At 62.4% G+C, this 10,919-nt stretch carries 10 protein-coding genes; 9 read left to right on the plus strand and 1 reads right to left on the minus strand.

What is annotated here, in order from left to right; genetic code table 11:
- Positions 1-55 precede the first annotated feature (55 nt).
- A complete protein-coding gene (locus ACYP2A_RS17970; protein WP_459747003.1) occupies positions 56-1,414 on the plus strand; it encodes an MFS transporter in 1,359 nt (452 codons plus the stop codon).
- 36 nt (positions 1,415-1,450) lie between these two features.
- Here the strand turns inward: ACYP2A_RS17970 and ACYP2A_RS17975 are convergent, their stop codons facing one another.
- Positions 1,451-2,707: an acyl-CoA dehydrogenase family protein gene (locus ACYP2A_RS17975; RefSeq protein WP_459747004.1), complete on the minus strand. Its 1,257-nt coding sequence runs from the start codon at positions 2,705-2,707 to the stop codon at positions 1,451-1,453.
- A gap of 352 nt (positions 2,708-3,059) precedes the next feature.
- Between ACYP2A_RS17975 and msuE the strand changes: the two genes are divergently transcribed.
- The 8 genes from msuE (at position 3,060) to ACYP2A_RS18015 (ending at position 10,795) form a co-directional block, all read left to right on the plus strand.
- The gene (gene msuE / locus ACYP2A_RS17980) at positions 3,060-3,614 is read left to right on the plus strand and encodes an FMN reductase (protein WP_459747005.1); all 555 of its coding nucleotides are present in this window, start codon (positions 3,060-3,062) and stop codon (positions 3,612-3,614) included.
- 22 nt (positions 3,615-3,636) lie between these two features.
- On the plus strand, positions 3,637-4,737 hold the full coding sequence (gene sfnG / locus ACYP2A_RS17985; protein WP_459747355.1) for a dimethylsulfone monooxygenase SfnG: 1,101 nt from the start codon (positions 3,637-3,639) through the stop codon (positions 4,735-4,737).
- Complete coding sequence (locus ACYP2A_RS17990) at positions 4,737-5,861, plus strand: AMP-binding protein (RefSeq protein ID WP_459747006.1); 1,125 nt, start codon at positions 4,737-4,739, stop codon at positions 5,859-5,861. The genes sfnG and ACYP2A_RS17990 overlap by 1 nt, the downstream gene beginning before the upstream one ends.
- Positions 5,858-6,631 (plus strand): ABC transporter ATP-binding protein, encoded by a 774-nt coding sequence (locus tag ACYP2A_RS17995; RefSeq protein ID WP_459747008.1) that lies wholly within the window; start codon positions 5,858-5,860, stop codon positions 6,629-6,631. The genes ACYP2A_RS17990 and ACYP2A_RS17995 overlap by 4 nt, the downstream gene beginning before the upstream one ends.
- 13 nt (positions 6,632-6,644) lie before the next feature.
- Positions 6,645-7,526, plus strand: coding sequence for a branched-chain amino acid ABC transporter permease (locus ACYP2A_RS18000; RefSeq protein WP_459747010.1), 882 nt, complete (start codon positions 6,645-6,647; stop codon positions 7,524-7,526).
- 12 nt (positions 7,527-7,538) lie between these two features.
- The gene (locus ACYP2A_RS18005) at positions 7,539-8,606 is read left to right on the plus strand and encodes a branched-chain amino acid ABC transporter permease (protein WP_459747012.1); all 1,068 of its coding nucleotides are present in this window, start codon (positions 7,539-7,541) and stop codon (positions 8,604-8,606) included.
- Between the two features lie 73 nt (positions 8,607-8,679).
- A complete protein-coding gene (locus tag ACYP2A_RS18010) occupies positions 8,680-10,002 on the plus strand; it encodes an ABC transporter substrate-binding protein (RefSeq protein WP_459747013.1) in 1,323 nt (440 codons plus the stop codon).
- A 52-nt stretch (positions 10,003-10,054) separates the two neighbouring features.
- Complete coding sequence (locus ACYP2A_RS18015; protein WP_459747014.1) at positions 10,055-10,795, plus strand: ABC transporter ATP-binding protein; 741 nt, start codon at positions 10,055-10,057, stop codon at positions 10,793-10,795.
- Positions 10,796-10,919 lie beyond the last annotated feature (124 nt).

Genomic DNA, 10,919 nt, shown 5'->3' on the forward strand with positions numbered 1-10,919 from the left:
CACCCCGCAGGCCCACGCCTGCGGTTTGAATAACAACAATAAATAGAGCCATGCCATGCGCACAATCAACGTGACAGCCCTGCTGGACGGGGTTCGTTTCAATGCCTTTCATGCTCGCGTACTGCTGTGGTGCGCGCTGATCATTATCTTCGACGGCTACGACCTGGTGATTTACGGCGTGGTGCTGCCCTCGTTGATGGCCGAATGGGGGCTGACGTCATTGCAGGCCGGGGCGCTGGGCAGTTGCGCGCTGGTGGGCATGATGTTCGGCGCGCTGTTTTTCGGCTCGTTGTCGGACCGGATAGGCCGGCGCAAGACCATCGCTTTTTGCGTCATCCTGTTCAGCGGCGTCACGGCGCTTAATGGCCTGGCGCAAAGCCCGGAAGTGTTCGGGATCTGCCGCTTTATCGCAGGGTTGGGCATTGGCGGGGTGATGCCCAATGTCGTGGCCTTGATGAATGAATACTCGCCCAAACAATCGCGCAGCACGTTGGTGGCGATCATGTTCAGTGGCTATTCACTGGGCGGTATGCTCTCGGCAGGGCTGGGCATGTTGCTGATTCCGCAATGGGGCTGGCAGGCGGTGTTTTACGTGGCGGCGATTCCCTTGCTGGCGTTGCCGCTGCTGGTGCGCCAGTTGCCGGAGTCGATGAACTATCTGCTGCGCAGCGGCCAGACCGAGCGCGCCAAAGCCATTCTCGACCAGGCGATACCCGATTATCAGCCCGCGCCGGGTGATGCGCTGGAGCAGGCCTCGGGCCGCAACGCCAATGTCTCGATCAGCGAACTGTTCCGCGAAGGTCGTACCCTGAATACGCTGATGCTGTGGCTGGCGTTCTTCTGTTGCCTGCTGATGGTCTATGCCCTGAGTTCGTGGCTGCCCAAGCTGATGAGCAGTGCAGGCTACGGTCTCAATTCCAGCCTGACCTTTCTGCTGGTGCTCAACGTCGGCGCAATCATCGGTGCGATTGGTGGCGGCTGGCTGGGCGACCGTGTGGGGTTGGGCAAGGTGTTGCTGGCGTTTTTCACCTGTGGTGCGCTGGCGCTAAGCCTGCTGGCGTTCAAGGCACCGCTGGCGGTGCTGTATTTGCTGGTGGCGATTGCCGGCGCCTGCACCATCGGCACGCAGATCCTGGCCAATGCCTGTGCCGTGCAGTATTACCCGGCGCAGATTCGCAGTACCGGGCTGGGTTGGGCCATGGGCATCGGTCGCACCGGCGCAATAATCGGCCCGTTGCTGGGCGGTGCATTGCACGCCAGCGGGTTGCCGTTGCAGGCCAGTTTTCTGGCCTTTGCCTTGCCGGGGCTGGTGGGTGCGCTGGCGGTGCTGGTGTTTTTGCTCAACAAGCCAAAGCTTCCCGCAACACCCCCCGTAGGAGCCGCTTCAGCGGCGAACCAGGCGCCGTCGGTTTGACCCTTCGCGGCTAAAGCCGCTCCTACGCAAGCGACTTTAGCCTTGCGAAGCTTTCGAGCCGCCGCCGATTTGCCAGATGTACGGCGGCTCGGTGCCATTGATCTCCCAGTCACCGATGATCCGTTCCTTGTAGATCAGCGGATTGTGCGAAGCGGCCGTGCGGGCGTTGCGCCAGTGGCGGTCGAGCTGTTTGGCGCTGCTGGTGGCCGAGGCGCTGAGGGCGTTGAACAGCTCGCTGGTGGCGCGCAGGATCAGATCGCTGATCACCACCTGACCTTGGGCCGATTCCAGCTCGGCCTGCAGATTGGCCTGGCGTTCGGCTTCGCTGTCGGTGCCGAAATGCGCCAGATAAGCCGCGTGCGAAGCCTGTGCCGCCCGCACGGCGGTGGCCTCGGCGGCATACACTTGGGCCGAGGCGCGACCGACCACTTGCTGCACCAGCGGGTCGCGGTCCACCGAAGAGGCGTTGCCGTGGCTGAACACCCGGGTGCGCTGGCTGACCTGACGGGCAAAATCGCGCACTGCCGCGCGACCGCTGCCGACCAGCACCGCGAGCAGCACCAGTTGATAGAAGGCGGTCTGGTATTTGAAGCGCCCGGCGAACGGCAGGATGTCGTGCTCGGCCACCTCGGCATTGACAAAGCTTGAGGTGCCGCTGCCGGTGGTGCGCTGGCCGAAACCGTCCCAGTCGTCCTGCAAGGTCACGCCCGCTTGCGCCGTGCGGGTGACGGCGATCACGTCTTCGCCGCTGTCGTCGCGCTGGGCGTACAGGTCGATCCAGTCGGCAAAGATACTGCCGGTGCTGTAGTACTTGGTGCCATTGACCACCCAGCGCTCCTCTGCACCTTCACCCAGGCGCGAGACGCGGGTGATCACCTGGCCAATCTTGACGTTACCCACTTCGGTCCAGGCATTGCCCACCAGTTCACCTTTGACAAAGCGCTCGAACCACACGCTCTGGTCGCTGTGGGCATGGGCATTCAAGCGGTCTTCGACAAAGGCGAAGTGACCACGCAACGCCTGGGGAATGTTGGAGTCGGCCTCGGCCAGCTCGATCAGCAACTGCAACAGTTGCGTCAGCGAAGCGCCGTCGCCACCGTGTTCACGCGGTACGCGTACGGCGCCAAAGCCTGCTTCCTTCAGCCAGCGAATCGGCTCAAAGGGCAGGGTGCGGGTGAGTTCGCGCTCCAGCGCGGTCTCGGCAATGCGCGCAAACACCGGGCGGAATGTGTTGGCAAGCGACTCGTAGTCAGTGCCGGTGGAAAGCTGGGGCAGGTGCTGCTGGACAGACATTGGCTATCTCCGGGATCAATGAGTGATACCGGTGCTATCGCAAACTCCGTGCCTGACTGATAGGTTCATTTAAATCAATGGCTTATGTTGTTTATGGACGCTTTCTTCGATGTGCCCGCCACGACAGCTTGCTGATCTGCTGTTGACTGGCCTACAGCAACGTCGATGCTGATCCCTACGAAACGCCCTATCCAACTGTTCGGCTATCAACAGTTGTTTAACACCTTGCTGTTGAATGGACATCGTTCGTTCACAGTATTTAATTCCCATCTATTTGATTTAAAACAAATTTTCTGGTTGGCACGGTTGCTGCTCTACGTCCTGTATCAAGGCGAACGCCGAAGAGGACGAAATGAGCAAACCCATCAAGGTGGTAGTGGTATCCGGCAGCCTGCGCAATCCCTCGCGCACCCACAGCCTGTTGCATACGGTGGTACAGCAACTGCAACAACGCTTGCCGGTCGAGTTGCACTGGGTGCGTATCGCTGAGCTGGGCAGCACGCTGGCCGGTTCTCTGGAGCGCGACAGCGCGTCACCGGCACTGTTGCCGCACCTGCAGGCCATTGAAAACGCCGACCTGATCATCGCTGGCAGCCCGGTGTACCGCGCCTCTTATACCGGGCTGTTCAAGCACTTCTTCGACCTGGTCGATCACCAGTCGCTCAAAGGCGTGCCGGTGTTGCTGGCTGCCACCGGTGGCAGCGATCGGCATGCACTGGTCATCGATCATCAACTGCGTCCGCTGTTCGGTTTCTTCCAGGCGCACACCTTGCCGTATGGCCTGTATGCCGCTGCCGACGCCTTTACCGATTACCAGCTTGTCGATGCCGCGTACCTGGCGCGCATCGAGCGGGCGCTGGACCCCGCCGTGGCCTTTTTTCAACACGCAGCGCTCAGCGCCGCCTGATATTCAAAACCTTCGAGGAGTTATCGACATGAGCCAACAACCGATCAAATTCGCCTATTGGGTGCCCAACGTCAGCGGTGGCCTGGTGGTCAGCAACATCGAACAGCGCACCAGCTGGGACATCGACTACAACCGCAAACTGGCGCAAATCGCCGAGCGCTCGGGGTTCGATTACGCCCTGTCGCAAATCCGCTTTACCGCAGGCTACGGCGCCGAATTCCAGCACGAGTCGGTGACCATCAGCCACGCACTGTTGGCCGCCACTGAAAAACTGAAAGTCATCGCGGCCATTCTGCCCGGCCCATGGAACCCGGTGCTGGCGGCCAAGCAACTGGCGACCATCGATCAGTTCACCAACGGCCGTGTCGCCATCAACGTGGTGTCGGGCTGGTTCAAGGGCGAGTTTCATGCGATTGGCGAGCCGTGGCTGGAGCACGACGAGCGTTATCGCCGTTCCGAAGAATTCATTCGTGCCCTCAAAGGCATCTGGACCCAGGACAACTTCACCTTCAACGGTGATTTCTATCGGTTTCGCAACTACACCCTCAAGCCCAAGCCGTTGCAGCAGCCGCACCCGGAAATCTTCCAGGGCGGCAGCTCGCGTGCCGCACGCGACATGGCGGCGCGGGTGTCGGACTGGTATTTCACCAACGGCAACACGGTCGAAGGCATCAAGGCCCAGGTCGATGACATCCGCGCCAAGGCGGCGGCCAACGGTCACTCGGTGAAGGTCGGGGTCAACGCCTTCATCATTGCCCGCGACACCGAGCAGGAAGCCCAGGCGGTGCTGCGCGACATCATCGATCAGGCCAACCCCGAGGCGGTCAATGCCTTCGGCAGCGAAGTGAAAAATGCCGGTGCGGCCAGCCCTGAAGGCGAGGGCAACTGGGCCAAGTCGACCTTCGAAGACCTGGTGCAGTACAACGACGGCTTCAAGACCAACCTGATCGGCACGCCGAAACAGATCGCCGAACGCATCGTGGCGCTCAAGGCCGTCGGCGTGGACCTGATTCTCTCGGGCTTCTTGCACTTCCATGAAGAAGTCGAGTACTTCGGCCAGCACGTGCTGCCGCTGGTGCGTGAGCTGGAAGCACAGAAACTGGCCGACAAGGCGGTCGCTTGATGAGTGCACGCGCGCTGACGTTACCCGCATGGCTGGCGCACCAGGCCGGCGCGCGTGCGCAGGCGATTGCCTTGCGCCACAAATCCCTTGGCATCTGGCAAGCACTCAACTGGGCGCAGCTTCAGCAGCAGGTGCAGCAGGTGGCGGCCAGTTTGCAGGCCAGCGGTTTCGAGGCCGGCAAACAGCTGCTGATTCTCAGCCGGCCACGCCCCGAAGCGCTGATTGCCGCCATGGCCGCGCAATGGCTGGGCGGCGTGGCAGTGTTGATCGACCCGCTGGACGATGCTGGCGCCCAAGGCGAAGTGCTGCGCCAGTTGCCGGTCGAATTCGTGCTGGCCGAAGGGCTGGAGGAAATCAACCGCCTGCGTGACTGGCGGCTGGAACCGAGCTGGCTGGTGTATGCCGACCCGCGTGGTCTGGTGGATGAGTTGTCGCGCGGCAATGCGCAGGATTACGCCCGTTTACCGGCTGCAAGCGCTGCGACCATCGCGGTGCAGGCGCAGGCGGTAGACATCGCCTTTGCGTTCTATCACCTGAATGCCAACGGGCTGGAACGGCAGTTGTTCAGCCATGCGCAATTACTTAAAGAGGCCCGGCCACTGGTCGAACAGCAAGGCCTGAGCGATCACGAAGAAGCACTGGCCGCACGGGCCTTTGCCGCCAGTGGCCAGGCGCGTTATCTGCTAGCGCCCTGGCTGCTGGCCGGCTTTACCTTGAATTTCCCTGAGCGCCTGGAAACCCGCGATCAGGACCGCCGCGAGCTGGGCCCGACGCTGGTGCTGGGCACCCGTGAAACCTACGGGCGGTTGTATGCTCGGGTGCTGCAACGCCTGCCGTTGCCGGGCACTTGGCACCGGCGCTTACTCGACTGGGCGTTGCGTGACGGCGCGGGTCGGTTTGGCGGGCTAATCGGCGAGGTGCTGATTCGCCGGCCACTGCGCGATGTGCTGGGCTTTGGCCGTCTCAGAGTGGCGCTGCTGGTGGGACAGCCGCTGGATGAGCGGGCGCAGCGTTTTTTTGCCGTGCTGGGCGTGCAGGTTCTGGTTTGGCCCGGCAGCGAACCGGTGCCGGCATTTGCGTCGCACACCGTCGATCAACCCCTTGGCGTGTCGGTGGCGATATGAATACGCAGCCATTGCTGGAATTGCAGGGTATTTCGCTGTCGTTCAAGGGCGTCAAGGCGATCAGCAACATCGGTTTTACCGTGGCCGAGGGCGAGATCTGTGCGCTGATCGGCCCCAACGGCGCGGGCAAAAGCTCGTTGCTCAATGTGATCAACGGGGTGTATCAGGCGCAGCAGGGCAGCATTCGCTTTGCCGGTCAGACCCGGCGGGTGATGCGGCCCAACCAGGCGGCGCAACAGGGCATTGCCCGCACCTTCCAGAACATTGCCTTGTTCAAGGGCATGAGCGTGCTCGACAACGTGCTCACCGGGCGCAACCTCAAGCGCCGCGCCAGTTGGGTGGAACAGGCGCTGCGCATCGGTCGGGCGCCGGCTGAAGACGATCGACAGCGCGAAGCGGCCGAGCGGGTGCTGGCCTTCTTGCGTATTCAGCCGTGGCGCGATGCGATTGTCGGCAAGCTGCCGTATGGCCTGCAAAAGCGCGTCGAGCTGGCCCGTGCCCTGGCTGCCGAGCCGCGCCTGTTGCTGCTCGATGAGCCGATGGCGGGCATGAACGCCGAAGAAAAAGCCGAGATGAGCCGCTTTATCGTCGACATCAACCGCGAGTTCGGCACCACGGTGGTGTTGATCGAGCATGACATCGGCGTGGTGATGAGCCTGTCCGACCATGTGGTGGTGCTCGACTACGGACGCAAGATCGGCGACGGATCACCGAGTGAAGTGCGGCGCAACCCGGACGTCATCGCCGCCTACCTCGGCGCCCGCCACTGACTGGAAAACAACCATGGAATTTTTCTTCGAGGTGCTGATTGGCGGCCTGTTGGCGGGAGTGATGTATTCGCTGATCGCCATCGGTTTTGTGCTGATCTACAAGGCCAGCGGGGTGTTCAACTTTGCCCAGGGCGCCATGGTGCTGTTCGCTGCGTTGACCTTCGTCAGCCTGCTGGAACGTGGCGTGCCGTTCTGGCTGGCGCTGCTGATCACCCTGGCGGTGATGCTGGCCCTGGCGGTAGTGGTCGAACGTGTGGTGCTGCGGCCATTGGTCAATCGCCCGCCGATCACCTTGTTCATGGCCACGCTGGGCCTGTCGTACGTCATTGAGGGTGCCGCGCAAGCGCTATGGGGCGCGCAGGTGCATGGGCTGGAGCTGGGCATCAGCGACGAGCCGCTGGAACTGCACGGCATGCTGCTGTCGGCCTTCGACCTGTTCGCGGCGGCCACCGCCGGTGTGTTGGTGGTTGGCCTGTCGCTGCTGTTCAACCGCACTCGCATGGGCCTGGCCCTGCGCGCGGTGGCCGACGATCCGCTGGCCGCCCAGGCGGTGGGCATTCGTTTGCAACGGGTCTGGGTGGTGGTCTGGGCGGTGGCGGGTTTTGTCGGTCTGGTGGCTGGCCTGTTGTGGGGTGCGCGGCTGGGGGTGCAGTTTTCACTGTCGCTGATCGTGCTCAAGGCGCTGCCGGTGCTGATCATCGGCGGTTTTACCTCGATCAGCGGCGCCATTGTCGGTGGGCTGATCATCGGCGCCTCGGAAAAGCTTGCCGAGGTCTATCTGGGCCCGGTGATCGGCGGCGGTCTGGAAAACTGGTTTCCCTATGTGTTGGCGCTGTTGTTCTTGCTGGTGCGTCCGGCAGGTTTGTTCGGTGAACGCGCCATCGAGCGCGTGTAAGGAGTAGTGACGATGTTCTACCGAGAAGCCGGCCAGTTCAGCACCCTTTACCGTGAGGATCGGCGCTTTTTTCGCTTGCGTCAGGACCGCATTAGCGTGGCGCTGCTGGTGCTTGCGGCCTTTGCCGTAGTGCCCTGGCTGGGCAATGATTACTGGTTCAGCGCCATTCTGATCCCGTTTCTGGTGCTGTCGCTGGCCGGCCTTGGGCTTAATCTGCTGACCGGTTATGCCGGGCAATTATCGCTCGGCTCGGCAGCGTTCATGGCGGTGGGCGCGTTTGCCACCTACAACGTCGAGCTGCGGGTGCCGGGCCTGCCGTTGCTGGTGAGCCTGCTGCTGGGTGGCCTGACAGCGGCGGCGGTGGCCATTGTCTTTGGCTTGCCGAGTCTGCGCATCAAGGGCTTTTACCTGTTGGTCTCGACCCTGGCGGCGCAGTTTTTCGTGCAATGGGCGCTGACTCGGTTCAGCTGGTTTTCCAATGACAATGCTTCCGGGGTGATCAGCGCGCCGCCGTTGCAGATTGCCGGCGTCGACTTTGGCTCGCCGGCCGGCCGTTACCTGTTGACCCTCGGCGTGGTGCTGGCGCTGTTCTGGCTGGCAGGCAACCTGGTGCGCAGCGAGCTGGGGCGTAACTGGATGGCGGTGCGCGACATGGACACCGCTGCGGCCGTGATCGGCATTCCGTTGCTCAAGACCAAGCTGCTGGCCTTTGCCATCAGCGGCTTTTACCTCGGCATTGCCGGCGCTCTGTGGGCGTTCACCTATCTGGGCACGGTGGAGCCCCACGGTTTCGACCTGAGCCGCTCATTCCAGATTCTGTTCATCATCATTATCGGCGGGCTGGGCAGCATTCTCGGCAACTTCCTGGGGGCGGCCTTTATCGTGCTGTTTCCCTTGTTGCTGTCCAACCTGGCCACGCTGCTGCCAGCCGGACTGATCGCCGCAGGGCAACTGGAGAACCTGCAGAAGATGGCGTTCGGCGCGCTGATCATCCTGTTTCTGATCAAAGAACCAGAGGGCCTGGCGCGCCTCTGGAAGAAATTCCGCGAGCGTGCACGGCTCTGGCCGCTGCGCTACTGAGCGAACCTTTGGGCATTGGCCCACGTTGTCTGCCGCACCCTGTCTGCCAACTCATTCGAACAAGGATTCAACCATGATCAAACACGTAATCGCCGGCGGCCTCGCCCTGGCGCTGGGCCTTGCTGCGTCTTTTTCGGCGCAAGCCGAGGGCGAACAATACTTTCCGTTGCAAAGCTACCGGGTCGGCCCGTATGCCGCCGGCGGCACCGGCTTTTTCGGTGGCTTTATCGACTACCTCAAGTACGTCAACGCCAATGGCGGGGTCAACGGCGTGAAGCTCACCTGGAGCGAGTGCGAAACCGAGTACGTAGTCGAGAAGGGCGTCGAATGCTACGAGCGCCTGAAAAAAGGCCTGAATGGCGCGCCCGCTGCCGCCACCAACCCGCTGTCGGTGGGCATCGCCTATGCCACGCTGGAGCGCTCGACCGCCGACAGACTGCCGCTGATCACCATCAACCACGGGCGTACCGACTCCACCGATGGCAGCGTTTTCCCTTATGCCTTCCCGTTGCAGTTGAACCCGTACTCCGAGGTGTCGGCGATCATCAACTGGATCGCCGACAAGAGCGGCGGACTGGCCGGGCTCAAGGGCAAGAAGATCGTCACGCTGTACCACGGCTCGCCGTACGGCAAGGAAACCAACGAAGTGTTGCAGACCCTGGCCGACAAGTACGGCTTCGAGCTGACCTTGCTGGAGGTGCCGCACCCCGGTAACGAGCAGCAATCGCAGTGGTTGAACATCCGCCGTATCAAGCCCGACTGGGTGATCCTGCGCGGCTGGGGCGTGATGAACCCGGTAGCGCTGAAAACCGCGCAAAAGGTCGGTTACCCGGCCGATCACATCATCGGCAATATCTGGAGCAACTCCGAAGAAGACGCCACGCCAGCGGGCGGCGCGGCCAAAGGCTTTATCGCGATCACCACGCACCCGTCCGGCACCGCCTTCCCGGTGCTGCAAGGCATCAAGCAGCAAGTGGTCGATAAAGGGCAGGGCGATCTGGCCGACCCCAAGCGCTTCGGCACCGTGTATTACAACCTTGGCGTGGTCAACGGCATTCTCAATATCGAAGCGCTGCGCATCGCCCAAGAGAAGTTCGGTAAACAGCCGCTGACCGGCGAGCAGGTTCGCTGGGGCTTCGAGCACCTGAAACTCGACGATGCACGCCTCGAAGCGCTGGGCGCCAAGGGCCTGGTACAGCCGCTGCAACTGTCGTGCGCCGACCATGAAGGCGGTGGCGCGGTGCGCTTTCAGCAGTGGGACGGCGAGAAATGGAACCTGATCAGCGACTGGGTACAGGCTGACCGCGCGCTGCTGCGGCCGATCATCGAGGCCTCGTCGCACAAGTACGCCCAGGAAAAGGGCATCACCCCGCGCGATTGCAGCAAGGAAGGCTGATCGCCGTTTAACCGGCCGAGCGTTATTCCCGGCCCCTGTGCTGGAGGTGAGGATGATCCTGCAAGTCGACAATATTGAAGTGGTGTACGAACAGGTGATGCTCGCCGTGGCCGGTGTGTCGCTGAAGGTCGGGCAAGGCCAGATAGTCGCCTTGCTCGGCGCCAATGGCGCCGGCAAGAGCAGCACGCTCAAGGCCATCACTGGCCTGGTGCGTGCCGAACGCGGCGAGGTGGTGCGCGGCAGCGTGCATTACCAGGGCAGCGATATCACCCGCCGCTCGCCCCAGGCCCTGGCCGGTGACGGGCTGGTGCAGGTACTCGAAGGCCGGCATTGCTTTGCGCACCTGACCGTCGAAGAAAACCTGCTGACCGGCACTTTCGCCGGGCCACGCATGTCACGCGGCCAGTTGCGCGACGAACTGGCGCGCATCTACGACTGGTTTCCACGCTTGCAAACCCGGCGCAAGAGCCTGGCCGGCTACACCTCCGGCGGCGAACAGCAAATGGTCGCGCTGGGCCGCGCACTCATCTCTCGCCCACGGCTGGTGCTGCTCGACGAGCCGTCCATGGGCCTGGCGCCGCAACTGGTCGACGAGATCTTCGACATCGTCGCCGCACTCAATACCCGCGAAGGCGTGAGCTTTCTGCTGGCTGAACAGAACATCGACGTCGCCTTGCGTCACGCGCATTACGCCTACGTGATGGAAGGAGGGCGTGTGGTGGACCAGGGCGAAGCACGGCAAATGGCCGCGCGCGAAGACATGCACGATTTTTATCTGGGCGGCGCTGCGTAACATCTGCGGTGCTTGTACCCCCCAGCAATCGCCAGCAGAGCTGCCTCCTACAGATGATGTGGCAGGCACAGGATTGATTGGTCTACGTCAACCTGTAGGAGGCAGCTCTGCTGGCGAATGGGCC

The sequence above is a fragment of the Pseudomonas sp. 3A(2025) genome (assembly GCF_054589175.1).